This window comes from Streptomyces sp. NPDC048419 (assembly GCF_043200415.1).
Lineage (GTDB): Bacteria > Actinomycetota > Actinomycetes > Streptomycetales > Streptomycetaceae > Streptomyces.
The window spans coordinates 68,633-93,200 of the sequence record NZ_JBICXT010000023.1 but is presented as its reverse complement, the minus strand read 5'-3'; the positions used below and the strand labels follow the sequence as shown (position 1 = coordinate 93,200).

The following is a 24,568-nucleotide window of genomic DNA, read 5'->3' as shown; positions in this document are numbered from 1 at the left end:
CCGTCGAGCGTAACCGCACGTTCCGGGAGATCTTGGGCCGGGTCGGCTCGCGTCCCGGTCCGGGTCATTCCTCGTCGAAGTCGTGGGCGGCCACCCGCAGCGGCCGCAGCATCGCGAAGATCTCCCCGCACTCCTCGGCGTCGTAGGCGCCGAGGCCGAAGTCCATCGACATCAGGTCGCGGGTGGCCGCCTCGACCACCTCGCGGCCCTTGCCGGTGATGGACGCGAGGGTGCCGCGCCCGTCGTTGGGGTTGGGGCGCTTGGCCACCAGGCCCGACCTGACCAGCCGGTCGACGGTGTTCGTCACCGAGGTGGGATGCACCATGAGGCGCTCGCCGATCTTCGACATCGTCAGCTCGCCCTCCTTGGAGAAGGTGAGCAGCACCAGCGCCTCGTACCGCGCGAACGTGAGTCCGTACGGCTTCACCACCGCGTCGACCTCGGCGAGCAGGATCTGGTGCGCGCGCATGATCGAGGTGATGGCCGCCATGGACGGCACGTTCCCCCAGCGCTGCTTCCAGAGTTCGTCGGCGCGGGCGATCGGATCGAAGGGAAGACTGAGCGGCTTCGGCACGGCACCGACCTTACCGGCCGGTCATATGGTGGTCAGCCCCGTCTCGCCTTTCGGTCCGCCGGGCCTGCAGGGCGAGCAACCCGCAGCAGACCGCGCCCAGTCCGCCGGCCCCCGCGACCGTGGCCGCCACCCCCGCGAACTCCGCCACGACGCCCGCCAGCGCCATCCCCACACCCTGGACGGTCATCAGCCCGGCCGTGAGCAACGTCATGGCCCGGCCGCGCAGTTCGTCCGGCACGGCCCGGACGAACCACTGGTCCAGGCCGAGGGTGTATGCCGACCCCGCCCCCGAGACCACGAGCAGGAGGAGCGAGGGGACCAGGCCGGGGTGGAGGGCGTATCCGAGGTACGGGAGGAGGGCGAGGGCGACCAGGGGCAGGGCGATGCGTTCGCGGGTGGCGGGGCGCAGGCGGGAGCCGGCGCCGAGCTCGCCGGCGATCGTGCCCACCGGCAGCGCGCACATCAGCAGGCCGAGGCCCACTGAGCCCGCGGCGAGGTCGCCGGCGTAGGGGGCGGCCAGCGCCTCCGGGACGACCGCGAACATCGGCGGGATCCAGAAGAGCAGGAGCAGGGCCCGGACGCGGCGGTGCGCGAGAACCTGGCGGGCGCCCCGAAGGGAGTCCCGCACCAGGGGGGTCCCGGTCCCCGACCGGGCGGGCCTGCGCTGGGTGCCGAGGCGCAGAAGGACGGCCGAGGCGCAGAAGGTGCCGACGGTGATCAGCAGGGCGTGCCGCGGCGACACGGCGATCAGCAGCAGACCGCCGAGGCCGAAGCCGACGAGAAGCGCGCTCTGCGACACGATCCGCAGCAGGGACCGGCCGAGCACGAACAGGTCGCCGTCCCCGAGGATGTCGGCGAGCGTGGCCATGCGGGTGCCCTGGAAGACGGGTGAGATGACGGCGAGGCAGCAGCGCAGTGCGAGCAGCACCGCGATGCGGTCGCCGGAGGCCACCATCAGCGCGACGCACGCGGCCTGTGCCATGTCGCACACCACCAGCACCCGCCGGGCCGGGAAGCGGTCGGCGACGCCCGCCAGCAGCGTGCCCCCGACGACGTAGGGCAGGAAGCCCAGTGCGAAGGCGAGGGCGCTCATCAGGGGCGAGCCGGTGAGGTCGTAGACGAGGACGGACAGGGCGACCTCGCTGACGATCACGCCGAGCAGGGAGAGGGCGTGGGCGGCGAAGACGGCGCGGAACTCACGGACGGCGAAGACGTCCGCATAGCGGCCGTTGCCGGTCGGGGCGGCGGCGGGTGGTGCGGGCAGGGTCGTCGTGCCCTCGGATTCGTCCGGCATGGGCAGCAGCGTGCTCGGACGGGAGCAGGCATCCTAGAGATTCGGCCTGAGCCGAATGTTCCGACTCGCCGTCCGCCGGGGGTGGTCATGCCGTCACGTCTGCACTTCGGGGAGGACGACTTCCTCCGCTGCCGCTTCGCCGTGTCCCCGCTCTGGGAGACGCAGGAGGTGGTGCGCATGCTGAAGCGGCCCGAGCGGCAGGGCTATCACGCGCACTGGCTGCGCCGCATGGGCCGGATCGCGGCCGGGCTCGACCTCACGGACCTGTGGCGGCTGATGCCGCATCCCGGCTACTGCCCCGACTGGCTCTGCCCGCCCCCGATCGGGCCCGCGGCGGCCTTCGAGGAGGAGATCGCGGCGGTACGCGCGAGCGACCCGGAGGCGGCCCGCGAGGAGACGGCACAGTCGCTGGCCGACACCCCCGGCGCGCTCGAACTGCCGCAGGCCCGCGCCTGGCTGCGGAATCCGGCCGCCATGATCGAGCATCTGTCGGACGTGATGGAGAAGGCGTACCGCGCCCTCGTCGCGCCGGACTGGCCCCGGCTGCGCGCCCTGCTGGAGGCCGACGTCGCCTTCCACTCGCGGCGGCTCGCCGAGGTGGGCCTCGGCGGGCTGCTGCCCGAGATCAGCCGCCGCTTCGGCTGGCACGCGGGCACGCTGACCGTCGAGCACCGGGGCCGGCACGAACGCCGGCTCGGCGGACAGGGCCTGGTCCTGATGCCCAGCGTCTTCATCTGGCCCGACGTCGTCAGCACCTTCGATCCCCCCTGGCAGCCGACCCTGGTCTACCCGGCCCGCGGCATCGGCGCGCTGTGGTCCGAGGCCGGCGGCCGCGCGGAGGAGGTCCTCGTCCGACTCCTCGGCCGCGGCCGGGCGTCCGTCCTCGCCGCCCTCGACGAACCCGCCACGACGACCGCGCTCGCGCACCGCCTGAGCCTCGCCCCGTCGTCCGTCTCCGCCCACCTCACGCTGCTGCGCCGGGCCGGCCTGCTCACGGCCCGCCGCTACGGCCACCAAGTGCTGTACGAACGGACGCCGTTGGGGATCGCGCTGGCGTCCGGCGGCGGCTGACGCCGGGCGGCTCGCACGCGCTCAGCGCCCTCCCGTGCGGCGCAGCCGATGGCGCACCGCGCGCTGGGCCACCGGTCCGAGATCCTCCAACGCCGCCACCAGCGCACCCAGTTGTTCCAGGGTGTCCAGGGCCGCACCGGCGCCCGCCGGGTCGACGCCCTCGTAGAGCTCGATGCCGACGAACGAGGCCGCGACGGCGCGGGCCAGACCCGCGGGGTCGGCGAACTCGCCGAAGGGCGTGCGGGCAAGCACACGCGTGAGGACCTTCTCGATCTCCACGATCCACAGCTCGAGCCCAGCCGCCGTCGCGGGTGCGAGCGGCGGATGCGTCTGCGCGCCGGCCAGCAGCTGGCCGAGGACCGCCACATGCCCGCCGGCCTTCTCCTCCTCGTGCATCTCCCGCCCGAACGCCAGGAGTTCGCTCAGCGAGCCGATGGCGTCGAGCCGCTTCCGGTAGCGCCGCACCCGCTGCTCCGTGCCGTGGCGGCAGGCGGCCGCGAGGAGTTCGTCGACGGAGCCGAAGTGGTAGAAGACCAGCGCCTGGTTGACCTCGGCCGTCGCCGCGATCGTCCGCGCCGAGGTCTTGGCGATGCCCTGCTCGGTGAGGGTGCGCAGGGCGCCCTCGATGAGCTTCGCCTTCGTCTCGGCGGACTTGGCCGTCTCGGGGCTCACGCGCGCGACTCCTCCCGGACGGGACGCAGCCCGGGCCGCAGGCCGCCCCCGCGGAGGTCCGTGTACGACGCCTCGAAGGAGCCCTCGTAGCCGAAGAGCGGCCCGAAGTACCGGTTCACCACCCGCACTTGGATCCGGAAGCGGCCCGCCAGGTCGTCGTACGACTCGCGCACCTCGGCCGTGGCCCCGACCAGCATCGGCACCCGCACGTCCACCACACCCTCCCGGAACCGGTGTTCGCCGGAACGGATCAGCAGCGAGCCGTCGGGCTCTGCCCGAAGGTGCAGGTCGCTGGCGAGGTGCTGGTGCGTCCCGAGGTAGTCCAGGATGCGGTCGCCCCGGGGGCCGAGCACCATCTGGGCGTCGAAGCGCCGGGGACGTCCGGGCAGGTCGAAGGTGCGCACGAAGGTCACCGTCTCACGCCCGAAGCTGTCGGTGTACGGAACGTTCTCGATCACGAAGGGCACCTGCCGCCCCGGCCGCGGGACCAGGATGTTGCGGGTGGCGCCCAGCGCCAGGAAGGGCTTCACGAAGGACCGGCCGTGCCAGATCCGGTCCATCACGCCCCGGCCGGTGCAGGCCTCCCCGCCGGCCAGCCCGACCGAGAAGCGGCGCCGCAGCTGAGGGTGCAGGCGCTCGAAGTCGGCGCCCATGGCCGTACGGAAGATCGACGTCGTCGTCATCGGTTCTCCAGGGTGCGCAGCAGCCGGGGTGCACGCACGCGCGTGGGCGGCGTACGCAGACAGCGGCGGGCGGCCGGGGTGCCGGACAGCGGCGGCGCGCAGAGCGCCAGCGAGAGGGCGACCAGCGTCAGCAGCGGAGTGGCGTAGAAGAAGAGCGGGGCGAACGGGCCGGTCAGCCGGAGCAGTCTGCCGTAGCCGAAGCCGGTGCAGGCGAGGACGATCACCAGGGTCCGCACGAGCAGTTCGGACAGCCAGTTCGCCCGCGCCCGCTCCGGAGTGATCCCGCGCTCCAGCCACAGCCGGAGCCGGTCGAAGGACCAGGCCGTCGCCCAGCCGATGAGCGGGCGGAACAGCACCCGGTCGGCCAGTGCGCCGACGACGCCCCAGCGGGGGCGGTAGTCGTAGCCGGTGAGGAAGCGGACGCCGTCCCCGTCCGGGAGGTAGCGCCAGTACCCGCTGCCCTTGGCCAGCAGGGACAGCGGATGCGGGGAGGCGAACCGGAGCGCGGACGTACGCGTCCCGTCCGGGCGCTCCCGCTCCCCCGCCGAGACACCGGTGCCGGCGACCGTGAGGAACGGCAGCACGCGCGTGGCGTACCGGAAACGCTGCGGCTCGCCATCCGCGCGCGGGAGGAGGGCGATCTCGGTGAAGCGGAGGTCCCAGCGCTGGTGCTGGGCGGGTTCCTGCGTACGCGACCACAGCTCGTCGAGGTCGGCGCGGATCCGCGCCTCGATGTACAGCCCTGCATGCCCCATGTGAATCCCCCAGGTCAAGCTGCCATTTGAGCGCCATTTGAGCGACTGCTCAAGAAGCTCGAAGCTGAAAGTACACCTCTTTGAGCGATCGCTCAAACAGTGGGCACAAGAAAACCCCGGCCCGCGCGCGGGCCGGGGTTCCGCTCTCCGACGGCTACTCGGCGAGGTGCCGTTCCACCGTCTCCACCTTGGAGGTGAGCCCGTCGGTCACGCCGGGCCGGATGTCGGCCTTGAGGACGAGGGACACGCGCGGCGCCCGTTCCTCGACGGCGGCGACGGCCCGCTTCACGACGTCCATCACCTCGTCCCACTCCCCTTCCACCGAGGTGAACATCGCGTCGGTCCGGTTGGGCAGACCGGACTCGCGCACGACGCGGACGGCCTCGGCGACGTACTCCCCCACGTCCTCGCCCACGCCCAGCGGCGTCACGGAGAAGGCGACGATCATGCGTTCACGACCCCTTCCTGGCGGGCGCGCGAGGCGATGACCTCATCCTCCGCGGCGCGCTTCAGCTTGCGCTCGGCGAAGAAGCCGCCGGTCGGCAGGACGGAGAGGACGAAGTAGAAGGCCGCGGTCCGCAGCGGCCACTTGGTGCGGTTCCAGGCGTCGGCCCAGAAGATCACGTACAGGATGAAGAGCACGCCGTGGACCATGCCCATCACCGGCACCGCGTTGAAGTCCGTGGTCCGCTTCAGCACGGAGCAGACCAGCAGGAGCAGGAAGGAGACGGCCTCGGGGGCCGAGACGAGTCGCAGGCGGCGGAGGGCGGTGGCGGTCTTGAGGTCCACGGGTCACCTTCGGTGGGAGACAGGTCGCTGTTTGTGAACGGAGGCACAAGCGTTCACCCATTCTGGCAAACGCCGGGGCGCACATCGGCCGAGGGGTCGGACGCCGGGATGTGAGATGCGTCCCCTAGGGGTTCGGACAGGGCTTTCTCCACCCGACGGGCCCTGTTCGGTCCACCCGCGCGGCGGCTACCTTCGCAGCGTGGCGATGTTCCGACTCCAGGGCAGCAAGGTGCTCGCCGTCGACATGACCGGGGACGCCGTGAAGGCGAAGAACGGCTCGATGGTCGCGTACGACGGTCAGATGGCCTTCAAGAAGATGAGCGGCGGCGGTGAGGGGCTGCGCGGCATGGTGACGCGGCGGCTCACCGGCGAGCAGATGACGGTGATGGAGGTGAAGGGGCACGGCACGTGCTGGTTCGCGGACCGCGCCTCCGAGATCAACCTGGTCGGGCTCCAGGGCGACAAGCTGTTCGTGGAGTCGAGCAATCTGCTCGCGACCGACGCCGGTCTCAGGACCGGCACGACCTTCACCGGACTGCGCGGCGCCTCGCAGGGCAACGGGCTGTTCACGACGACCGTCGAGGGCCACGGCCAGGCGGCGATCATGTCGGACGGCCCGGCGGTGGTGCTCCGGGTGAGCGCGCAGTACCCGCTGACCGTCGACCCCGGCGCGTACATCGCGCACCAGGGGAACCTGCGGCAGTCCTTCCAGTCCGGTGTGACCTTCCGCACCCTCCTCGGCGAGGGCGGCGGCGAGGCCTTCCAGATCAGGTTCGAGGGGGACGGGCTGGTGTACGTACAGCCGAGCGAGCGGAACACGATCGCGGGAGACGTCTGACATGCCCTTCCGCGAGATCAACTCCAAGATGGTCGAGGCGACGGTGCTGCCGGGACAGCGGCTGTTCAGTCAGCGCGGCGCGATGCTCGCCTACAAGGGCGAGGTGTCCTTCACCCCCAACCTCCAGGGCGGCCAGGGCGGCATCATGTCGATGATCGGCCGCCGGGTGGCCAACGAGGCCACCCCGCTGATGAGCGTCGAGGGCAGCGGCACGGTGCTGTTCGGGCACGGCGGCCACCACGTCCACGTCATCAACCTCACCGGGGACACGCTCTACGTGGAGGCGGATCGCCTGCTCGCCTTCGAGGGCACGCTCCAGCAGGGCACGATGTTCATGGGCTCGCAGGGCGGCGTCATGGGCATGGTGCGCGGCCAGGTCACCGGCCAGGGCCTGTTCACCACCACCCTCAAGGGCCAGGGCTCCGTGGCGGTGATGGCCCACGGCGGCGTCTTCGAGATCCCGGTCACCCCGCAGCACGCGGTGCACGTCGACCCGCAGGCGTACGTCGCCCACCACGGCGAGGTACGCAACAAGCTGTCGACCGCCCTCGGCTGGCGGGACATGGTGGGACGCGGCTCCGGCGAGGCCTTCCAGCTGGAGCTCAGCGGCAGCGGCACGGTGTACGTCCAGGCCTCGGAGGAGAAGCTGTGAGCATGTACGGGTCCGCGGGCGCCGGCCCGACGGTCTTCGACCCCATGACGCTGCCGGTCGACGACAACGTGAACAAGTACACCTTCTGCGTGGAGCTCAAGGGGAGCCAGTGGTTCCTGCAGAAGGGGAAGATGATCGCCTACTACGGCTCGATGGAGTTCAACGGCATCGGGCACGGCCGACTCGACCGACTTGTCCGTACGTCCTTTCATTCGCCACTGCACGCCGCCGAGTGGGTCGTGGCGGAGGGCTCGGGCAAGATGCTCCTCGCCGACCGGGCCTTCGACGTGAATTCCTTCGACCTCGAAGAGGGCAACCTGACCATTCGCTCGGGCAACCTGCTCGCTTTTCAGCCAAGTCTCGCTCTCAAGCAATCGATCGTGCCGGGTTTTCTGACCCTTATCGGAACCGGAAAGTTCGTAGCCGCATCTAACGGTCCGGTGGTGTTCATGGAACCCCCGATCCGGGTGGACCCGCAGGCACTCGTCGGCTGGGCCGACTGCCCGTCGCCGTGCCACCACTACGACCACAGCTACTTGACAGGTGTAATGGGCGGTCTACGTGCGATGACGGGTCTCGGCGGCGCCTCCGGCGAGGAGCACCAGTTCGAGTTCGTGGGGGCCGGCACGGTCCTGCTCCAGTCCTCGGAAACCCTCATGGCCGAGCAGGCCTCGGGGATGCTCCCGTCCGAACCCGGGGTACCTGGTGGCGGCGGGGCACACACAGGTCCTTCACAGCAAGCCGGCGCACCGCGCCTTCCCGGACAGCTGGGGGACCTCCAGCGTCGCTTCGGGCTGTGAGCGGTAGTCTGCGGAGTGTGACGTCGAACGTATGCGCGCCGTCACACCACCCCTCACTAGTTCGCCTTTCAACATTTTAGGTAGACTTCATTCATGGAGACCGAGACGGCCACGCCCTGGCTGACCGATGCGGAGCAGTGCGCCTGGCGCACCCACCTGGAGGTCAACAGGCTGTTGACGTACCAGCTCGAGCGGGATCTGCAGCCGTTCGGCCTGACTATGAACGACTACGAGATCCTGGTGAACCTCTCCGAGTCGGAGGACGTACGGATGCGGATGAGCGACCTCGCGTCCGCCACCCTCCAGTCCAAGAGCCGCCTCTCCCACCAGATCACGCGGATGGAGAACGCGAACCTGGTCCGGCGCGAGAACTGCGAGTCCGACCGGCGCGGTCTCTACGCGGTTCTGACGGAGCACGGCATGGAGACGATGCAGAAGGTCGCGCCGCACCATGTGGCGTCCGTGCGGCGGCACTTCATCGACCTGCTGTCCCCCGAGGCCCTGGCGGAACTCGACAAGGCCCTCAAGCCCATCGCGGAACACCTGCGCGGGCATCGGGGACGCCCCTGACCCCCCTCGATCACCCCTTCTCGATCACCCCTTCGACGGGACCGACAGCAGGCGGAGTCCGCACAGGACCCCGCCTGCGGGCGTTTCGGGGCGATGAGGGCTCGGCCCTCCGTCACACCGCCGGCAGGGCCTCCTGGCCCTCCCGGTCCGTGCGGGTGGCGCCCCACGCCGTCACCAGCGCGGTCAGCAGGGCCGCCGCGGCCGCCGCCGTGAAGCACAGGCCGGTGGACAGGCCGCCCAGGAGGAGGCCCGCCGCGGCGGCGCCCGCCGTACTGCCCGCGTTCACACCGGTGTTGACCCAGGCTCCGGCCCGCACCCGCGCCTCGGGGGCCGCCGCCTCGTCGGCGGTCAGATAGGCGGTGGTCAGGGCCGGCGCGACGAAGAACCCGGCGGCCGCGAGAGCGAGGGCGAGGGTGCCGAGGCCGGGGGCGAGAGCGGCGCCGAGCAGCGCCGGGGCGAGGCCCGCCACCGTGAGGGGCAGCCGCACGCGGGCCGGGGCGCGCCAGGCGACGGCCCCGTTGAGCAGCCCGCCGACCGCGCTTCCGGCCGACAGGGCCGCCAGCGTCCAGGCCACGGCGTCGTCGCCGTAGTGCCGTTGCCCGGCGAAGGCCACGACCACGAGGTCCACCGCTCCGAGCGCGAGCCCGACCCCGGTCGCGGCGAGGACGGGCCGCAGGACGCCGCGCAGCGCGCCCCGTGGGGCGGCGGCCCGGCGCGCTCGCGGCTCCCGCTCGGCGTGCCCCATCGCCCGCACGGCCGGGGACCGCACGAACCCGGCGGTCCCGGCCGCCATCAGGCACGTACCGAAGACGATCCCGGCCGTCGGCGGGGCGAACCCCACCAGCACCCCGACGAGCAAGGGGCCCGAGACGAACAGCAGTTCCTCGGCGACCCCGTCGAGGCTGTACGCGCGCTGCAACAGCGCCCGGTCCTCGGTGAGTCGACCCCACACGGCCCGCATGGTCGGGCCGAGCGGAGGGGTGCAGGCACCGGCCGCCGCGGTCACGGCACCCACGACGAGCGGCGGGACGGCCCCCGGGCGCCACACGAGCGCCGTCAGCAGCCCCAGCAGGGCCGCGTAGGCCGCGACCATCGGGACGAGCGCGCGGCGCGGCCCGTGGCGGTCGATCAGGGCCGCCCGCGCGGGCGACAGGAAGACGCTGGTGCCGCCGAACAGCGCCATGGCGGTACCCGCCACGGCGTAGGAGCCGGTGGCGCGGGTGACGGCGAGCATCACGGACAGGGGGACGATCCCGTACGACAGTCTGCCGAGCAGGGCGGCCGCGAACGTGCGGCGGGCGTACGGGAGATGGAGGACGACGGCATACGTCGGCCGTACAACTGGCTTGGTGGACACGGGAGTTCCTCGACTCGAGGCGGGAAAGGGGAGCCTCATCGCCGCGCGGGCCATGTCTGCGGCCGCGCGGGTCGGGCGTGCCCTATGCCAAGAGGAGGTACATGCCGGTCAACGTACCAGCGGAGCCCGGACGTCGACCACGTCGATGACCGGCGTCAGCTCTCCGTGAGCCCGGCCACCAGCTCGTCCGCCGCGCGGTACGGGTCCAGCTCGCCGCCCACGATCCGCTCCGCCAGCGCGCTCAGCCGGCGGTCGCCGTGCAGGTCGCCGATGCGTTCGCGCAGGGCCGTGACCGCGATCGTCTCGACCTCGCGGGACGCGCGGGCCAGCCGGCGCTCGGCGAGGACGCCCCGCTCCTCCATCCAGGCGCGGTGCTTCTCCAGCGCCTCCACGACCTCGTCGATGCCTTCGGCGCGCGCCGCGACCGTCTTCACGATCGGCGGGCGCCAGTCGCCGGGGCCCCGGGACTCGCCGAGCCCCAGCATGTGGTTCAGCTCGCGCGCGGTGGCGTCGGCGCCGTCGCGGTCGGCCTTGTTGACGACGTAGACGTCGCCGATCTCGAGGATTCCGGCCTTCGCCGCCTGGATGCCGTCGCCCATGCCGGGTGCCAGCAGGACGACCGAGGTGTCGGCCTGGGAGGCGATCTCCACCTCCGACTGGCCGACGCCGACCGTCTCGACCAGGATCACGTCGCAGCCGGCCGCGTCCAGTACGCGGATGGCCTGCGGCGCGGACCAGGCGAGGCCGCCCAGGTGGCCCCGGGTCGCCATCGAGCGGATGTAGACCCCCGGGTCGGAGGCGTGCTCCGACATCCGGACCCGGTCGCCGAGCAGGGCGCCGCCGGAGAAGGGCGAGGACGGGTCGACGGCCAGGACGCCGACCCGTCTGTCCTGCTTGCGGTACGCCGTCACCAGCGCCGAGGTCGACGTGGACTTGCCGACGCCGGGGGAACCGGTCAGGCCGACCACGTACGCGTTCCCCGTCAGCGGCGCCAGGGCCTCCATGACCTCCCTGAGCTGCGGGGACGCCCCCTCGACCAGCGAGATCAGCCGGGCCACGGCCCGGGGCCGGCCTTCCCTGGCCTGGGTCACCAGGGTGGAGACGTCCTGCATCACAGCTCCGTTCAGAGGTTCACGTACGACAGAGGGTTCAGGCCTTGGGTACCCGCACGATCAGCGCGTCACCCTGACCGCCGCCGCCGCACAGCGCGGCCGCGCCCACGCCGCCGCCCCGCCGCTTCAGCTCCAGCGCCAGGTGCAGCACCAGGCGGGCGCCGGACATGCCGATGGGGTGGCCCAGGGCGATCGCGCCACCGTTGACATTCACCATTTCCGTGGACACCCCGAGGTCCTTCATTGACTGCACCGCGACGGCGGCGAAGGCCTCGTTGATCTCGATGAGGTCCAGGTCGGAGACCTCCAGGCCCTCCTTCTTCAGGGCGTGCAGGATCGCGTTGGACGGCTGCGACTGCAGCGAGCTGTCCGGGCCCGCCACATTGCCGTGGGCGCCGATCTCGGCGATCCACTCCAGGCCCAGCTCCAGCGCCTTGGCCTTGCTCATCACGACCACGGCCGCCGCACCGTCCGAGATCTGCGAGGCGGTGCCGGCGGTGATGGTGCCGTCCCGGGTGAACGCCGGGCGCAGCTTGCCCAGGGACTCCGCGGTGGTGTCGCCGCGGATGCCCTCGTCCTTGCTGAACAGGACCGGGTCGCCCTTGCGCTGCGGGATCTCGACCGGGGTGATCTCGGCCTCGAAGATGCCGTTCTTCTGGGCGGCGGCCGCGCGCTGGTGGGACAGGGCGGCGATCTCGTCCTGCTCGGGGCGCTGGATGCCGAGCCGGGTGTTGTGCTTCTCCGTCGACTCGCCCATCGGGATGTTCTCCCACGGGTCGGTCAGCCCGTCGTGGGCCATCGAGTCGAGCATCTCGATCGCCCCGTACTTGAAGCCCTCACGGGACTTCGGCAGCAGGTGCGGCGCGTTGGTCATGGACTCCTGGCCGCCGGCGACGATCACGTCGAACTCGCCGGCGCGGATCAGCTGGTCGGCCAGCGCGATGGCGTCGAGGCCGGACAGACAGACCTTGTTGACGGTCAGCGCGGGCACGCTCATCGGGATGCCCGCCTTGACGGCGGCCTGGCGCGCCGGGATCTGCCCCGCCCCGGCCTGCAGCACCTGCCCCATGATCACGTACTGGACCTGGTCGCCGCCGATGCCCGCACGGTCGAGGGCGGCCTTGATGGCGAAGCCGCCGAGATCGGCTCCGGAGAAGGACTTGAGCGAGCCGAGCAACCGTCCCATGGGCGTACGCGCGCCCGCGACGATCACCGAGGTGTTCGTTCCAGATGACATGAGCTGCGATCCCCTTACCGGCTGCACAGCCGAGGAGTGAACGAGGGTTTACATCGAATGTACTGAGTGGCACTCCGTGCCGTCACCCGGCCGTCGATGTGATCGCTGGCACGTTGCGCAACCATGCCAGGAGCGCTGCACTGTCAAACATGCTGACGCGAATCGACCACATCGGGATCGCCTGCTTCGACCTCGACAAGACCGTCGAGTTCTACCGGGCCACGTACGGCTTCGAGGTGTTCCACTCCGAGGTCAACGAGGAACAGGGCGTGCGCGAGGCCATGCTCAAGATCAACGAGACGTCCGACGGCGGCGCCTCCTACCTGCAGCTGCTGGAACCGACGCGGCCGGACTCGACCGTCGCCAAGTGGCTCGACAAGAACGGCGAGGGTGTCCACCACATCGCCTTCGGCACCGCGGACGTGGACGGCGAGGCCGCCGACATCAAGGAAAAGGGCGTCCGCGTGCTGTACGAGGAGCCGCGACGCGGTTCCATGGGGTCACGGATCACGTTCCTGCACCCCAAGGATTGCCATGGCGTACTGACAGAACTGGTCACTTCGGCGGCTGTTGAGTCACCTGAGCACTGACCCTCGTACATATGGGCCGGTAGGGTTGGGGGCGGTCGCCTCTCCAACCGGGGTGGCCGGGTCCTGCCGTCAGCGGGAGGACCACGCCGGGGTCCGGGTTTCGGGGGGCGAGCGTCGGGGCAGCAGCCCATGCTCCGCCGTTGATCTGACACCATTCCCCGGGGGCCCCGTTCGGCGGATGGACGGAGCTCGTTTGGCCAGACTTGCGACCAGGGGACGGATGGGACCGCGCAGTGCGGGGCTACGAACGCCAGGAGCGAGAGCCGGCGGCTGACGTCGACCACCTCTCTCGGTTCGAGGCCGAGATGGAGCGGCTGAAGACCGAGCGGGAAAAGGCGATCCAGCACGCCGAGGACCTCGGCTACCAGGTCGAGGTGCTGCGCGCCAAGCTGCACGAGGCGCGCCGCACCCTCATGTCCCGGCCCTCCTTCGACGGCGGTGACATCGGCTACCAGGCCGAACAGCTGCTGCGCAACGCGCAGATGCAGGCCGACCAGCTGCGTCAGGACGCCGAGCGCGAGCTCAGCCAGGTGCGGGCGCAGACCCAGCGCATCCTGCAGGAGCACGCGGAGCAGGCCGCGCGGCTGCAGGCCGAGCTGCACCAGGAGGCGGTCACCCGCCGCCAGCAGCTCGACCAGGAGCTCGCCGAGCGCCGCCAGACCGTCGAGTCGCATGTCAACGAGAACGTGGCGTGGGCGGAGCAGCTGCGCGCCCGCAGCGAGTCCCAGGCCCGCCGGCTCCTCGAGGAGTCCCGCACCGAGGCCGACCAGTCCATGGCCGCCGCGCGAGCGGAGGCCGAGCGGCTGACCACCGAGGCCCGGGAACGCCTGACGAGTGACGCCGAGGCGGCCCGTGCGGAGGCCGAGCAGATTCTGCGCCGGGCCCGCACGGACGCCGAGCGGCTGCTGAACGCCGCCTCCACGCAGGCGCAGGAGGCCACCGACCACGCCGAGCAGGTACGCACCTCCACCGTCTCGGAGTCGGACACCACGCGCCGCCAGGCACAGGAGATGAGCCGGGCCGCCGAGCAGCGGATGGCGGAGGCCGAGGAGGCGCTGCGCAAGGCGCAGACCGAGGCCGACAAGCTGATCACCGAGGCGACCGCGTCGGCCGAGAAGACCCTCTCCAGCGCCGAGTCGGCGAACGAACAGCGCACGCGCACGGCGCGCGAGCAGGTCGCCCGGCTGGTCGAGGAGGCCACGAAGGACGCCGAGGCCACCAGGTCGGAGGCCGAGCAGGTCGTCGCGGACGCGCGCACCGAGGCCGAGCGGATCGTCGCCGAGGCCTCCGAGAAGGCCCGCACGATCACCGCCGAGGAGAGCGCGACCCAGCTGTCGAAGGCGGCCAAGACCGCCGAGGACGTCCTCAACAGGGCGCAGGAGGACGCGAGGAACACCACCAAGGCCGCCGCCGAGGAGGCCGAGCGGATCCGCTCCGAGGCCGAGGCCGAGGCGGACCGGCTGCGCTCCGAGGCGCAGGACATCTCCGAGCAGCTCAAGGGCGCGGCGAAGGACGACACCAAGGAGTACCGCGCCAAGACGGTCGAGCTCCAGGAGGAGGCCCGCCGGCTGCGCGGCGAGGCCGAGCAGCTGCGCGCCGACGCGGTCGCCGAGGGCGAGAAGATCCGCGCGGAGGCCCGCAAGGAGGCCGTCCAGCAGATCGAGGAAGGCGCCAAGACCGCGGAGGAGCTGCTGGCCAAGTCCCGGCAGGACGCGGACGAGATGCGCCAGAAGGCCACCACGGACAGCGAGAGGGTCCGTACGGAGGCCATCGAGCGGGCGACCACGCTGCGCCGGCAGGCCGAGGAGACGCTGCAGCGTACCCGCCAGGAGGCCGAGCGGCACCGCGAGGAGATCGTCGAGCAGGCCGAGGGCATCAAGGCCGACGCCGAGCGGGCCGCGGGCGAGCTGCACGAGGAGACCGAACGCGCCATAGAGGCACGCCGTGCGGAGGCGGCCGAGGAGCTGACGCGGCTGCACACGGAGGCCGAGGAGCGGCTCGCCGCGGCCGAGCAGGCGCTGGCCGAGGCCCGCGAGGAGGCCTCACGCATCCGCCGCGAGGCCGCCGAGGAGACCGAGCGGCTGCGCGCGGAGGCCGCCGAGCGGATCCGCACACTCCAGCAGCAGGCCGAGGCCGAGGCCGTCCGGCTGCGTGACGAGGCCGCGTCGGACGCCTCCGCGTCGCGCGCCGAGGGCGAGGCCGTCGCCGTACGGCTGCGCTCGGAGGCCGCCGCCGAGGCCGAGCGGCTGAAGGCCGAGGCCCAGGAGAGTGCCGACCGGGTCCGCACGGAGGCGCAGGCCGCCGCCGAGCGGCTGGGCATGGAGGCCTCCGAGACGCTGGCCGCCGCGCAGGAGGAGGCCGTACGGCGCCGACGCGAGGCCGAGGAACTCCTCGGCTCCGCGCGGACCGAGGCCGACCAGGAGCGCGCGCGGGCCCGCGAGCAGAGCGAGGAGCTGCTGGCCTCGGCGCGCAACCGCGTGGAGGAGGCACAGACCGAGGCGGTCCGCCTGGTCGAGGAGGCCGACCGGCGCGCGAACGAGATGGTCTCGGCGGCCGAGCAGCACGCCCAGCAGGTACGGGAATCCGTGTCCGGGCTGCACGAGCAGGCGCAGGAGGAGATCACCGGCCTGCGCAGCGCCGCCGAGCACGCGGCGGACCGCACCCGCCGCGAGGCGCAGGAGGAGGCGGACCGGGTCCGCGCCGACGCCTACGCCGAGCGGGAGCGGGCCAGCGAGGACGCGGGCCGGGTCCGGCGCGAGGCGGCCGAGGAGTCGGAGGCGGCCAAGTCGCTTGCCGAGCGGACCGTTTCGGAGGCGATCGCGGAGGCGGAGCGCCTGCGGTCGGACGCGACCGCGCACGCCCAGCGGGTGCGCACGGAGGCCTCGGACGCGATCGCCGAGGCCGACCAGGCGGCGGCCCGCACCCGGGCGGAGGCCCGCGACGACGCCAACCGCATCCGGTCGGACGCCGCCACGCAGGCGGACACCCTCATCACCGAGGCGCGCAGCGAGGCCGAGCGGCTGACGACCGAGACGGTCGCGGACGCCGACCGGATGCGCACCGAGGCGGTCACCAAGGCCGAGAAGCTCATCGCGGACGCCACCGGGGATGCGGAGCGGCTGCGGGCCGAGGCCGCCGAGACGGTCGGCTCCGCCCAGCAGCACGCCGAGCGGATCCGCAGCGAGCCCGAGCGCCTCAAGGCCGAGGCGGCGGCGGAGGCCGAACGGCTCGTCAACTCCGCCCGCGAGGAGTCCGACCGCACGCTCGACGAGGTCCGCAAGGACGCCAACAAGCGCCGCCAGGACGTGGCCGAGCAGGTCGACAAGCTCATCACGGAGACCACGGCCGAGGCCGACAAGCTGCTCACCGAGGCGCAGCAGCAGGCCCACAAGACCACCGCCGACGCCGAGGCGCAGGCCGACTCCATGGTGGGCGCGGCCCGCACGGAGGCCGACCGTCTGGTCTCGGAGGCGACGGTCGAGGGCAACACACGCGTCGAGAAGGCCCGTAGGGACGCGGACGAGCTGCTCGTGGGCGCCCGCCGGGACGCCACCTCCATCCGCGAGCGGGCGGAGGAGCTGCGCGACCGCATCACGGGCGAGATCGAGTCGTTGCACGAGCGGGCCCGCCGGGAGTCGGCCGAGACGATGAAGTCGGCGGGCGACCGCTGCGACGCGCTCATCAAGGCCGCCGAGGAGCAGCTGGCCAAGGCTCAGGCGAAGGCCAAGGAGCTGGTCTCGGAGGCCAATTCGGAGGCCGGCAAGGTCCGTATCGCCGCGGTGAAGAAGGCCGAGGGGCTCCTGAAGGAGGCCGAGCTGAAGAAGTCGGCCCTGGTCAAGGAGGCCGAGGAGCTCAAGGCCGAGGCGATCCGCGAGGCCCGGCGCACGGTCGAGGAAGGAAAGCGTGAGCTGGAGATCCTGGTGCGCCGGCGCGAGGACATCAACGCCGAGATCTCCCGGGTCCAGGACGTGCTGGAGGCGCTGGAGTCCTTCGAGGCCCCGACGGCGGGCAAGGACGGCGGCGTCAAGGCCGGAGCCACGGTGGGCGCCCCTCGTTCGGGTAAGCCGTCGGACAGCTGATCGACAGGCCCAAATCCAGTCCAGTCTGGGGCCTTTGACCATTTTTTTGGCAAGAGGTCTGGCCGACAGCCACTCAAAAGGGGTGTCATTCTCCAGATCAAACACGTATCCGCTCGATGACACACCGCTTCGGCCCCTAGGATTCCCCCTATCACCTCACCGGTCTCAGTTGACAGGAACCCCATGAGCGACACTTCCCCCTACGGCTTCGAGCTTGTGCGGCGTGGGTACGACCGCGCTCAGGTGGACGAACGGATCTCCAAGCTCGTCTCCGACCGTGACAGTGCTCTCGCCCGCATCACCGCTCTGGAAAAGCGCATCGAGGAACTCCACCTCGAGACGCAGAACGCCCAGGCCCAGGTGACCGACGCCGAGCCGTCGTACGCCGGTCTCGGTGCGCGCGTCGAGAAGATCCTCCGCCTCGCCGAGGAAGAGGCCAAGGACCTGCGCGAGGAGGCCAGGCGCGCCGCCGAACAGCACCGCGAACTCGCCGAGTCGGCGGCCCAGCAGGTCCGCAACGACGCAGAATCGTTCGCTGCGGAGCGCAAGTCCAAGGCCGAGGACGAAGGCGTCCGGATCGTCGAGAAGGCCAAGAGCGACGCCTCGCAGCTGCGTTCCGAGGCCCAGAAGGACGCCCAGTCCAAGCGTGAGGAGGCGGACGCCCTCTTCGAGGAGACCCGCGCCAAGGCGGCTCAGGCCGCCGCCGACTTCGAGACGAACCTCGCCAAGCGCCGCGAGCAGTCCGAGCGTGACCTGGCGTCCCGTCAGGCCAAGGCCGAGAAGCGTCTCGCCGAGATCGAGCACCGCGCCGAGCAGCTCCGTCTGGAGGCCGAGAAGCTGCGCACGGACGCCGAGCGCCGCGCCCGCCAGACGGTGGAGACGGCCCAGCGCCAGGCCGAGGACATCGTCGCCGACGCGAACGCGAAGGCCGACCGGATCCGCTCGGAATCCGAGCGCGAGCTGGCCGCCCTCACCAACCGCCGCGACAGCATCAACGCCCAGCTGACGAACGTCCGCGAGATGCTCGCGACGCTCACGGGCGCCGCGGTGGCCGCCGCCGGCACTCCCGCCGAGGACGAGCCGATCTCGCGTGGGGTCCCCGCTCAGCAGTCCCGCTAGTCACCAGCGCGCAGTCCGACAGCGCGTACAGAGGCCCGTACCGTCTCCCCCGGAGGTGCGGGCCTCCGGCGGTTCCGGGGGCGGCGGGTTCCGGGACGCGACCGTACGTTTCCGGCGCAGCCGCACTCCGTTCGCCGGTCCGGTTGGCAATGGCCCGAACGGCGTCTTAGCGTGGCCGCATGATCGAGCTCGAGGGCCTGACCAAGCGCTACGGCGACAAGCTGGCGGTCAACAACCTCACGTTCACCGTCAGACCCGGCATGGTGACCGGATTCCTCGGGCCCAACGGGGCCGGCAAGTCCACGACGATGCGCATGATGCTCGGGCTCGACCGGCCCACCGCCGGGGACGTGCGGATCGACGGCGAGCACTACGACCACCTCAAGGACCCGCTGAGGTACATCGGCGCCCTGCTGGACGCCAAGGCCATGCACGGCGGCCGCAGCGCCCACAACCACCTGCTCTGCCTCGCGCAGAGCAACGGCATCCCCACGCGCCGGGTGGCCGAGGTCCTGGACACGGTGGGCCTCACGGCGGTCGCGCGGAAGAAGGCCAAGGGGTTCTCGCTCGGCATGGGCCAGCGGCTCGGCATCGCGGGCGCCCTGCTCGGCGACCCGCGCGTCCTGATGTTCGACGAGCCCGTCAACGGCCTCGACCCCGAGGGCATCCACTGGATCCGCAATCTGATGAAGTCCCTCGCGGCGCAGGGCCGTACGGTCTTCGTCTCCTCCCATCTGATGAGCGAGATGGCGCTGACCGCCGAGCACCTCGTCGTCATCGGGCAGGGCCGGCTGCTCGCCGACACCTCCATGGCGGACTTCATCGCGCAGAACTCGCGGTCCTACGTCCGCGTCCGCTCCCCGCAGCGCGAGCGGCTGCTCGACGTGCTGCACGAGGCCCGGATCACCGTCGTCGAGTCCGGCAGCGGGGCGCTGGAGGCGGACGGCGGCACGGCCGAACAGATCGGCGAGCTGGCCGCGCAGCACCAGATCGTGCTGCACGAGCTGAGCCCGCAGCAGGCCTCCTTGGAGGAGGCGTTCATGCAACTGACAGCGGAGTCGGTGGAGTACCACGCGCACACGGACGCGCCCCCGCAGGCACCGCAGGCACCGGCCGCGAGCCCGTGGGGCGACAGCTGGGAGAGGAGCCGGTCATGACGGGGGTCCAGGTCGTACGGTCCGAGTGGACCAAGATCCGGTCGGTGGCGTCCACGGTGTGGACGCTCTCGCTCGCCGTGGTCGTCACCGTCGGGCTCGGCATGCTGATCGCGGCGCTCACGAGCCATCAGTTCGACGACATGAGCCGCGAGGACCGGCTCTCCTTCGACCCGACCTTCATCAGCTTCGCCGGGATGAGCCTCGGCCAGCTCGCGATGATCGTGTTCGGGGTGCTGGTCGTCTCGAACGAGTACAGCACCGGCATGATCCGCACCTCGCTGGCCGCCGTGCCGCAGCGCGGCACCTTCCTGTTCAGCAAGATCGCCGTGGCGACCGGCCTCGCCCTGGTCGTCGCGATGGTCACCAGCTTCGTCGCCTTCTTCCTCGGGCAGGCGATGCTCGGCTCGCACCGCGCCTCGATCGGCGACCCGCACGTGCTGCGCGCCGTGATCGGCGGCGGGGTCTACATGACCCTCATCGCGGTGTTCTCGATGGGCGTCGCCGCGATGCTGCGCTCACCGATGCTGTCCCTGGGCATCCTGATGCCGTTCTTCTTCCTGATCTCCAACATCCTGGGCAACGTCTCCGCGACGAAGAAGATCGGCCGGTTCCTGCCCGACCAGGCCGGCAGCAAGATCATGCGGGTGGTCACGCCGATCGACGACGACACTCCGTACGGGCCCTGGGGCGGCCTCGGCATCATGGCCCTGTGGGTGCTCGCGGCCCTGATCGGCGGGTACGTGTTGCTCAAGCGACGGGACGCCTGAACGGGGCCGGACTTTTACCTCCTCTTGAGCGGAACCGTCAGCGCCTCGATATCCTCCTAACCCTTACGGGGGCGTGTGCCCTGCTGTCCTGATCCTTTCGATGGGTGCGGAGCATGATCGAGGCTGTCGGCCTGACCAAGCGCTACGGCGACAAGACCGCCGTCTACAACCTTTCCTTCCAGGTGCGGCCGGGCGCCGTCACCGGCTTCCTGGGGCCCAACGGCTCCGGCAAGTCGACGACGATGCGCATGATCCTCGGCCTGGACAACCCCACGGCGGGGCAGGTGACGATCGGCGGCCACCCGTATCCCAAGCTGCCGAACGCCCCCCGTCACGTGGGCGCCCTGCTCGACGCCAAGGCCGTGCACGGCGGCCGGTCGGCCCGCAACCACCTGCTCAGCCTGGCCCAGCTCTCCGGGATCCCGGCCCGCCGGGTCGACGAGGTGCTGGGCGTGGTCGGTCTCCAGGAGGTGGCCAGGAAGCGCTCCAAGGGCTTCTCCCTCGGCATGGGCCAGCGCCTCGGCATCGCCGCCGCGCTGCTCGGCGACCCGCAGGTGCTCCTCTTCGACGAGCCGGTCAACGGCCTCGACCCCGAGGGCATCCTGTGGGTGCGCAACCTGATGAAGGCGCTCGCGGCCGAGGGCCGTACGGTCTTCGTCTCCTCCCACCTGATGAGCGAGATGGCGCTGACCGCCGACCACCTCATCGTGATCGGGCGCGGGCAGCTGCTCGCCGACATGAGCATCAAGGACTTCATTTCGGCCAACTCCGCCGACTTCGCGCGCGTACGCACGCCCGACTCCGATGCGCAGCTGCGCGAGAAGCTGACCTCCGCGCTGACCGAGGCCGGCGGGCACGTGCTGCCCGAGCAGGACGGCGCGCTCCGGATCACCGGACTGCCGCTCCCCCGCATCAGCGACATCGCGCACGGCGCCGACGTACGCCTGTGGGAATTGTCGCCGCACCAGGCCTCGCTGGAGGAGGCGTACATGCGGATGACGCAGGGGGCCGTCGACTACCGCTCGACGATCGACCAGAAGGAGGGGCTGATGCAGCCCCTGCCGCCCGGCGCGCAGCCGCCGATGCCGGTGCCCGGGCAGGGCCAGCCCGACTGGTACGCACCGCCGCCGCCCCAGCAGGGCGGCCAGGCGTTCGCGATGCCCCAGGGACAGCCGGGACCGTACGGCGGCCCCGGACAGCCCCAGCCGGGGCCCTACGGCGCTCCGGCCGCGCCCGGCGAGGGCTCGGCCAACCCGTACGCCCAGGCGCCGCAGCCGCCCGCGCAGCCCGCACCCGCCGCCCCCGCCGACCTGACCGAGCCCGAGGACGCCCGATGAGCACGCCCCAGCACCCGATGCCGCAGGCCGCCGCTCCCAACTGGCAGGCGGCGGCGCCCGGTTCGCCCTACCCCACCTACACCTCGCCGATCCCCGTCACGCGCACGCACCTCGGGAACGCGATCTCCTCGGAGTGGACGAAGATCAGGTCGGTGCGCTCCACGATGTGGACGCTCGGCGTCTTCGTGCTGCTCGTCGTCGGCATCGGCCTGCTGACCGCCTCGCTGGTCGCCGCCAACGAGTCGGAGGGCAGCCTGGCGGGCGAGAACCCGCTGTCCTTCGGCGTCTTCGGGCTGCTGCTCGGCAGCATGTGCGTCATCACGCTCGGCGTGCTGACCACCGCCTCCGAGTACGGCACCGGCATGATCCGGACCACGATGACCGCGTGCCCGTCCCGCGCGCGGGTGCTGGCGGCGAAGGCGATCGTGTTCTTCACGGTGGCGTTCAGCGTCACGTTCGTCTCGGCCCTGCTCGTCGCGCTCGCGGACGTCGCCATGCTGGACGGCGCCCGGGAGCCCAGCAGTTCGGAATGGCTGAAGGGCACGCTCGGCATCTCGCTCTACATCGCGCTGCTCGGCCTGCTCTCGCTCGTCGTCGGCTCGATCATCCGGCATTCGGCGGGCGCCATCACGATCATGATCGGCCTCGTGCTGGCACCGCTGGTGATCGCCCTGTTCATGGTCTCGTCGGCCCTGGAGGACCTGCGCCAGGCCCTGTTCGACTACTCGATCCCGAACCAGCTGGGCGTCTTCTACACCAACTCCCTCAGCAACTCGGGCCCGAGCGGCTGGGACCCGCTGTGGATCGCCCTCGGCGTGACGGCCGCCGCGTTCGCCGGCGCGGTCGCCCTGCTGCAGAAGCGCGACGTGTAGCGCGGGTTCAGAACTTCGGCGCGTTCCGGGACCGCTGCACCCTCGTGGTGCGGCGGTCCTTCGCGTTCCAGCACGCCTTGTGCCAGTGCCGGCGGTCGTCGACGCCCGCGTGCTCCGGCCAGGCCACCACGTGCGGGACGCCGGAGGGGATCATCTGGTCGCAGCCCGGGCAGCGGTAGGTCTTGCCGACGGCACTCGCACCCGCGACATGCCGCACGCTCCACTCGTCGCCCTGCCAGCTCTCGGTCGACTGCCAGCCGCCGTAGCGGCCGGAACCGTCGTCCTCGGCGCTCCGGCCGGACGAACCCGACGAGCCGGCTCCCTTGGGCCGGTTGCGACGCGGGGACACAGGACACCTCACGGGGCTATACAGGAAGCGGGTCGTGTCCAGCCTACGGGCCATGGACAGGGGTAGGCGTAAAGGACCAGCCGACGCCGGGCCTCCTGCCTCGTGCACCCATTCTGCAGAAAATCCGGAAATCTCTCCGCCAGGCCGTGTCCTCGGCACGTGTCAGACGGTTATGCGGTGTGGGGGAGCTCCGCGTCGGGGCCAAGGAAGCAGGAAAAGCAATGCGCGTAGGAACATTCGTGTTGGCGGCCCAGTTCCCGGGACAGGGCCAGGGGGAGGCACTGCACCGCGCGGTCCGCTCGGCCGAGGTCGCGGAGGAAGCGGGTCTCGACTCGGTCTGGCTGGCCGAGCACCACTTCGTGCCGTACGGCACCTGTCCGGCGGCGATCACGCTGGCCGCGCTGGTCCTGGGCCGGACGCGGCGGATCCGGGTGGGCACGGCGGTCACGGTACTGCCCACCGCCCACCCCGTGTCGGTCGGCGAGCAGGCCGCGCTGCTGCACATCACCTCCGGCGGGCGGTTCTCGCTGGGCGTGGGGCGCGGCGGACCCTGGGTCGACCTGGAGGTCTTCGGCTCGGGCCTCGAGGCGTACGAGCGGGGGTTCCCGGAATCACTCGATCTGCTGCTGCGCTGGCTGCGCGAGCCGTCGGTCGCGGGTACGGGCGACCGCTTCGCCTTCCGTGAAGTCCCCGTCGTGCCAAGGCCGTCGGAGTCGCTGTCGGACGACGCAGGCCCCGAGGTCGTCGTCGCGTGCACCTCGCCGTCGAGCGTGCGGCTGGCCGCCGAGCGTGGGCTGCCGATGCTGCTCGGGATGCATGTGGGGGACGAGGAGAAGGCCGAGATGGTCGCCCTGTGGGGGCGGCTCGCACGCGCCGCCGGGCATCCGGCGCACGTCGTCCGGGGCGCGGCCCATGTCTCGGCCGGCGTCTGCCAGATCGCGGACCGGCGCACGGACGCGGTGGAGGCGCTGACGAAGGCGATGCCGGGCTGGCTGAAGCACGGGCTGGAGGCGCATGTCACGGTGGACGGCCGGACGCGGCAGATGCGCGACCCGCTGGCGTACACCGAACTGCTCTGCGGGCTGCATCCGGTGGGAACCCCGCGGCTGTGCGCCGACCGGCTCGCGGCGACCAGCGAGCGGACGGGCATCTCCCGTTTCGCCCTGCTGGTGGAGGGCTCGGGAGATCTGGCGGCCACCGAGGAGAACGTACGGCGGCTGGGCGCCGAGGTGCTCCCGCACCTGGGTTGAAGGGACGGACGTGCCGAGAGTCCGGCGGGAGCTTGCCGCTCCAGTACTTAAGCACCTCCCGCGTACGGAGCGGCAAGCTGCGGCAGGCTCTCAGCAGTCCCTGAACTCCGGTGACTGGTTGAGCAGCTGACTGCGGACCGAGGTGAAGCGGACCAGCGTCTCGTCGACCGAGGCGTCCAGCGGGAACACCGCCACCCGGTGGCAGTTCTGGAAGGCCAGCCGCACACCGAAGTGCCTTTGCAGCGCGCCGCGTATCGCGTCACTCGCGAGCGCACGCAGCAGCTGACCGCGTGCCTGCTCGTCCGGCGGGGGCGTCTGGTTGTCGGCGAACGTGCCACCGTCGACCTTCAGCTGGGCCACCAGGGAGCTGATCATCTCCCATGCGTAGGGCAGGGAGGTCCGGACGCAGTCGACGAATTCCTCTTCGTCGACCTCGCCTCGCTCGGCCTTTTCGAGTAGGGCCGGTGAGACGTCGAGCGACATGGGTTCTCCTCTCGCACCCCCGTTGTCGACAGGGGTTGCCGGACAGATGAGGGAGTCCGCGATACCGAACACGCTCAGTACCCGTCTCGCGACCTCCCGTTTACTACGGTAAGCAGCCGACGGGGGCCGCACCAGGAAAATGCGTACATGGGGCGCCCTCA

25 protein-coding genes are annotated in these 24,568 nt (G+C 71.5%); 13 read left to right on the top strand and 12 right to left on the bottom strand.

The window, feature by feature from the left end; genetic code table 11:
- Positions 1 to 64 precede the first annotated feature (64 nt).
- Both ACGFYN_RS36170 and ACGFYN_RS36165 read right to left on the bottom strand, forming a co-directional pair.
- Positions 65 to 574 carry a MarR family winged helix-turn-helix transcriptional regulator gene (locus ACGFYN_RS36170; protein WP_393870183.1) on the bottom strand — a complete coding sequence of 170 codons (510 nt, stop codon included), beginning with the start codon at positions 572 to 574 and terminating at the stop codon, positions 65 to 67.
- Positions 575 to 584: 10 nt separating this feature from the next.
- Entirely contained in the window at positions 585 to 1,868 is a 1,284-nt protein-coding gene (locus tag ACGFYN_RS36165; RefSeq protein WP_393870182.1) for an MFS transporter, read from the bottom strand.
- 87 nt (positions 1,869 to 1,955) lie between these two features.
- Between ACGFYN_RS36165 and ACGFYN_RS36160 the strand changes: the two genes are divergently transcribed.
- A complete protein-coding gene (locus tag ACGFYN_RS36160) occupies positions 1,956 to 2,939 on the top strand; it encodes a DUF5937 family protein (protein ID WP_393870181.1) in 984 nt (327 codons plus the stop codon).
- A gap of 21 nt (positions 2,940 to 2,960) precedes the next feature.
- Here ACGFYN_RS36160 and ACGFYN_RS36155 read toward each other — a convergent pair whose 3' ends face one another.
- The 5 genes from ACGFYN_RS36155 to ACGFYN_RS36135 form a co-directional block, all read right to left on the bottom strand.
- Positions 2,961 to 3,611, bottom strand: a complete 651-nt coding sequence (locus ACGFYN_RS36155; protein ID WP_393870180.1) for a TetR/AcrR family transcriptional regulator — start codon at positions 3,609 to 3,611, stop codon at positions 2,961 to 2,963.
- Positions 3,608 to 4,294: a DUF4166 domain-containing protein gene (locus ACGFYN_RS36150; protein WP_393870179.1), complete on the bottom strand. Its 687-nt coding sequence runs from the start codon at positions 4,292 to 4,294 to the stop codon at positions 3,608 to 3,610. The genes ACGFYN_RS36155 and ACGFYN_RS36150 overlap by 4 nt, the downstream gene beginning before the upstream one ends.
- Positions 4,291 to 5,049 (bottom strand): hypothetical protein, encoded by a 759-nt coding sequence (locus ACGFYN_RS36145; protein WP_393870178.1) that lies wholly within the window; start codon positions 5,047 to 5,049, stop codon positions 4,291 to 4,293. The genes ACGFYN_RS36150 and ACGFYN_RS36145 overlap by 4 nt, the downstream gene beginning before the upstream one ends.
- Before the next feature lie 154 nt (positions 5,050 to 5,203).
- Positions 5,204 to 5,497 (bottom strand): MTH1187 family thiamine-binding protein, encoded by a 294-nt coding sequence (locus tag ACGFYN_RS36140; protein WP_393870177.1) that lies wholly within the window; start codon positions 5,495 to 5,497, stop codon positions 5,204 to 5,206.
- Positions 5,494 to 5,838, bottom strand: coding sequence for a DUF3817 domain-containing protein (locus tag ACGFYN_RS36135; RefSeq protein ID WP_393870176.1), 345 nt, complete (start codon positions 5,836 to 5,838; stop codon positions 5,494 to 5,496). The genes ACGFYN_RS36140 and ACGFYN_RS36135 overlap by 4 nt, the downstream gene beginning before the upstream one ends.
- 205 nt (positions 5,839 to 6,043) lie before the next feature.
- Between ACGFYN_RS36135 and ACGFYN_RS36130 the strand changes: the two genes are divergently transcribed.
- From ACGFYN_RS36130 to ACGFYN_RS36115, 4 genes are all read left to right on the top strand, one after another.
- Positions 6,044 to 6,676, top strand: coding sequence for an AIM24 family protein (locus ACGFYN_RS36130; RefSeq protein WP_393870217.1), 633 nt, complete (start codon positions 6,044 to 6,046; stop codon positions 6,674 to 6,676).
- Between the two features lies 1 nt (position 6,677).
- Positions 6,678 to 7,328: an AIM24 family protein gene (locus ACGFYN_RS36125; RefSeq protein ID WP_393870175.1), complete on the top strand. Its 651-nt coding sequence runs from the start codon at positions 6,678 to 6,680 to the stop codon at positions 7,326 to 7,328.
- A 2-nt stretch (positions 7,329 to 7,330) separates the two neighbouring features.
- Positions 7,331 to 8,128: an AIM24 family protein gene (locus ACGFYN_RS36120; RefSeq protein WP_393870216.1), complete on the top strand. Its 798-nt coding sequence runs from the start codon at positions 7,331 to 7,333 to the stop codon at positions 8,126 to 8,128.
- A gap of 93 nt (positions 8,129 to 8,221) precedes the next feature.
- A complete protein-coding gene (locus ACGFYN_RS36115) occupies positions 8,222 to 8,698 on the top strand; it encodes a MarR family winged helix-turn-helix transcriptional regulator (RefSeq protein ID WP_393870174.1) in 477 nt (158 codons plus the stop codon).
- A gap of 112 nt (positions 8,699 to 8,810) precedes the next feature.
- Here ACGFYN_RS36115 and ACGFYN_RS36110 read toward each other — a convergent pair whose 3' ends face one another.
- The 3 genes from ACGFYN_RS36110 to ACGFYN_RS36100 all read right to left on the bottom strand — a co-directional run bounded on the left by ACGFYN_RS36110 (position 8,811) and on the right by ACGFYN_RS36100 (position 12,404).
- Positions 8,811 to 10,055 carry an MFS transporter gene (locus tag ACGFYN_RS36110; protein WP_393870173.1) on the bottom strand — a complete coding sequence of 415 codons (1,245 nt, stop codon included), beginning with the start codon at positions 10,053 to 10,055 and terminating at the stop codon, positions 8,811 to 8,813.
- Between the two features lie 155 nt (positions 10,056 to 10,210).
- On the bottom strand, positions 10,211 to 11,167 hold the full coding sequence (gene meaB / locus ACGFYN_RS36105) for a methylmalonyl Co-A mutase-associated GTPase MeaB (protein WP_393870172.1): 957 nt from the start codon (positions 11,165 to 11,167) through the stop codon (positions 10,211 to 10,213).
- Positions 11,168 to 11,204: 37 nt separating this feature from the next.
- Positions 11,205 to 12,404, bottom strand: coding sequence for an acetyl-CoA C-acetyltransferase (locus ACGFYN_RS36100; RefSeq protein WP_393870171.1), 1,200 nt, complete (start codon positions 12,402 to 12,404; stop codon positions 11,205 to 11,207).
- Positions 12,405 to 12,553: 149 nt separating this feature from the next.
- Between ACGFYN_RS36100 and mce the strand changes: the two genes are divergently transcribed.
- The 7 genes from mce to ACGFYN_RS36065 all read left to right on the top strand — a co-directional run bounded on the left by mce (position 12,554) and on the right by ACGFYN_RS36065 (position 22,325).
- Complete coding sequence (gene mce / locus ACGFYN_RS36095) at positions 12,554 to 12,994, top strand: methylmalonyl-CoA epimerase (RefSeq protein WP_393870170.1); 441 nt, start codon at positions 12,554 to 12,556, stop codon at positions 12,992 to 12,994.
- Between the two features lie 233 nt (positions 12,995 to 13,227).
- Positions 13,228 to 17,073 carry a polarized growth protein Scy gene (gene scy, locus ACGFYN_RS36090; RefSeq protein WP_393870169.1) on the top strand — a complete coding sequence of 1,282 codons (3,846 nt, stop codon included), beginning with the start codon at positions 13,228 to 13,230 and terminating at the stop codon, positions 17,071 to 17,073.
- Between the two features lie 183 nt (positions 17,074 to 17,256).
- Entirely contained in the window at positions 17,257 to 18,192 is a 936-nt protein-coding gene (locus ACGFYN_RS36085) for a cellulose-binding protein (protein WP_393870168.1), read from the top strand.
- 179 nt (positions 18,193 to 18,371) lie between these two features.
- Positions 18,372 to 19,349 (top strand): ABC transporter ATP-binding protein, encoded by a 978-nt coding sequence (locus ACGFYN_RS36080; protein ID WP_393870167.1) that lies wholly within the window; start codon positions 18,372 to 18,374, stop codon positions 19,347 to 19,349.
- On the top strand, positions 19,346 to 20,116 hold the full coding sequence (locus tag ACGFYN_RS36075) for an ABC transporter permease (protein WP_393870166.1): 771 nt from the start codon (positions 19,346 to 19,348) through the stop codon (positions 20,114 to 20,116). The genes ACGFYN_RS36080 and ACGFYN_RS36075 overlap by 4 nt, the downstream gene beginning before the upstream one ends.
- Before the next feature lie 113 nt (positions 20,117 to 20,229).
- Entirely contained in the window at positions 20,230 to 21,453 is a 1,224-nt protein-coding gene (locus tag ACGFYN_RS36070) for an ABC transporter ATP-binding protein (RefSeq protein ID WP_393870165.1), read from the top strand.
- Positions 21,450 to 22,325, top strand: coding sequence for an ABC transporter permease (locus ACGFYN_RS36065; RefSeq protein ID WP_393870164.1), 876 nt, complete (start codon positions 21,450 to 21,452; stop codon positions 22,323 to 22,325). Before ACGFYN_RS36070 ends, ACGFYN_RS36065 begins: the two co-directional genes overlap by 4 nt.
- 7 nt (positions 22,326 to 22,332) lie before the next feature.
- Here the strand turns inward: ACGFYN_RS36065 and ACGFYN_RS36060 are convergent, their stop codons facing one another.
- Complete coding sequence (locus ACGFYN_RS36060) at positions 22,333 to 22,674, bottom strand: ATP/GTP-binding protein (protein WP_393870163.1); 342 nt, start codon at positions 22,672 to 22,674, stop codon at positions 22,333 to 22,335.
- A gap of 221 nt (positions 22,675 to 22,895) precedes the next feature.
- Here ACGFYN_RS36060 and ACGFYN_RS36055 point away from each other — a divergent pair, with 221 nt between their 5' ends.
- Positions 22,896 to 23,924 carry an LLM class flavin-dependent oxidoreductase gene (locus ACGFYN_RS36055; protein WP_393870162.1) on the top strand — a complete coding sequence of 343 codons (1,029 nt, stop codon included), beginning with the start codon at positions 22,896 to 22,898 and terminating at the stop codon, positions 23,922 to 23,924.
- A 90-nt stretch (positions 23,925 to 24,014) separates the two neighbouring features.
- Here the strand turns inward: ACGFYN_RS36055 and ACGFYN_RS36050 are convergent, their stop codons facing one another.
- Entirely contained in the window at positions 24,015 to 24,407 is a 393-nt protein-coding gene (locus ACGFYN_RS36050) for an SCO5389 family protein (protein ID WP_393870161.1), read from the bottom strand.
- Positions 24,408 to 24,568: the final 161 nt, after the last annotated feature.

Coding starts and splice junctions, on each gene's coding strand:
- ACGFYN_RS36125 (WP_393870175.1), top strand. CDS start 6,678: ATGCCCTTCCGCGAGATCAACTCCAAGATGGTCGAGGCGACGGTGCTG.
- ACGFYN_RS36055 (WP_393870162.1), top strand. CDS start 22,896: ATGCGCGTAGGAACATTCGTGTTGGCGGCCCAGTTCCCGGGACAGGGC.
- ACGFYN_RS36050 (WP_393870161.1), bottom strand. CDS start 24,407: ATGTCGCTCGACGTCTCACCGGCCCTACTCGAAAAGGCCGAGCGAGGC.
- ACGFYN_RS36085 (WP_393870168.1), top strand. CDS start 17,257: ATGAGCGACACTTCCCCCTACGGCTTCGAGCTTGTGCGGCGTGGGTAC.
- ACGFYN_RS36130 (WP_393870217.1), top strand. CDS start 6,044: ATGTTCCGACTCCAGGGCAGCAAGGTGCTCGCCGTCGACATGACCGGG.
- meaB (WP_393870172.1), bottom strand. CDS start 11,167: ATGCAGGACGTCTCCACCCTGGTGACCCAGGCCAGGGAAGGCCGGCCC.
- ACGFYN_RS36140 (WP_393870177.1), bottom strand. CDS start 5,497: ATGATCGTCGCCTTCTCCGTGACGCCGCTGGGCGTGGGCGAGGACGTG.
- ACGFYN_RS36070 (WP_393870165.1), top strand. CDS start 20,230: ATGATCGAGGCTGTCGGCCTGACCAAGCGCTACGGCGACAAGACCGCC.
- ACGFYN_RS36160 (WP_393870181.1), top strand. CDS start 1,956: ATGCCGTCACGTCTGCACTTCGGGGAGGACGACTTCCTCCGCTGCCGC.
- ACGFYN_RS36075 (WP_393870166.1), top strand. CDS start 19,346: ATGACGGGGGTCCAGGTCGTACGGTCCGAGTGGACCAAGATCCGGTCG.
- mce (WP_393870170.1), top strand. CDS start 12,554: ATGCTGACGCGAATCGACCACATCGGGATCGCCTGCTTCGACCTCGAC.
- ACGFYN_RS36115 (WP_393870174.1), top strand. CDS start 8,222: ATGGAGACCGAGACGGCCACGCCCTGGCTGACCGATGCGGAGCAGTGC.
- ACGFYN_RS36080 (WP_393870167.1), top strand. CDS start 18,372: ATGATCGAGCTCGAGGGCCTGACCAAGCGCTACGGCGACAAGCTGGCG.
- ACGFYN_RS36165 (WP_393870182.1), bottom strand. CDS start 1,868: ATGCCGGACGAATCCGAGGGCACGACGACCCTGCCCGCACCACCCGCC.
- ACGFYN_RS36065 (WP_393870164.1), top strand. CDS start 21,450: ATGAGCACGCCCCAGCACCCGATGCCGCAGGCCGCCGCTCCCAACTGG.
- ACGFYN_RS36150 (WP_393870179.1), bottom strand. CDS start 4,294: ATGACGACGACGTCGATCTTCCGTACGGCCATGGGCGCCGACTTCGAG.
- ACGFYN_RS36120 (WP_393870216.1), top strand. CDS start 7,331: ATGTACGGGTCCGCGGGCGCCGGCCCGACGGTCTTCGACCCCATGACG.
- ACGFYN_RS36145 (WP_393870178.1), bottom strand. CDS start 5,049: ATGGGGCATGCAGGGCTGTACATCGAGGCGCGGATCCGCGCCGACCTC.
- ACGFYN_RS36100 (WP_393870171.1), bottom strand. CDS start 12,404: ATGTCATCTGGAACGAACACCTCGGTGATCGTCGCGGGCGCGCGTACG.